This window comes from Pseudomonas sp. SDT291_1_S447 (assembly GCF_054070155.1).
Genome location: NZ_JBSVXS010000299.1, coordinates 1 through 464, shown reverse-complemented (window position 1 = coordinate 464; position 464 = coordinate 1). Strand labels below are relative to the sequence as shown.

General features: G+C 61.9%; 1 pseudogene. It reads left to right on the top strand.

The window, feature by feature from the left end:
• A pseudogene (locus tag ACW9IR_RS29640) lies at positions 1 to 464 on the top strand (type II secretion system inner membrane protein GspF); the annotation flags it as partial.

The window sequence follows — 464 nt, the reverse complement described above, 5'->3', positions numbered from 1 at the left end:
ATTCTCACCGCGTTTATCTATCCGGGCGTGGTTGGGCTGGTGTCGATCGGCATCGTGATTTTTCTGCTCAGTTACGTGGTGCCGCAGGTGGTCAGCGCGTTTTCCCAGGCGCGGCAGGATTTGCCGGGGCTGACGTTGGCGATGCTCAATGCCAGCGATTTCATTCGTGCGTGGGGCTGGTTATGTGCGGCGCTGATCGCCGGGGCGTTTTGGAGCTGGCGCTTGTATTTGCGCAATCCGGCGGCGCGTTTGAGTTGGCATCATCGGGTGTTGAAGTTGCCGCTGTTCGGGCGTTTCATCCTCGGTCTGAACACCGCACGGTTTGCCTCGACGCTGGCGATTCTCGGGGGCGCCGGGGTGCCGTTGTTGCGTGCGCTGGAAGCGGCGCGGCAGACCTTGTCCAATGATCGCCTGAGCCTGAGCGTCACTGAGGCCACGGCCAAGGTGCGTGAAGGGGTCAACCT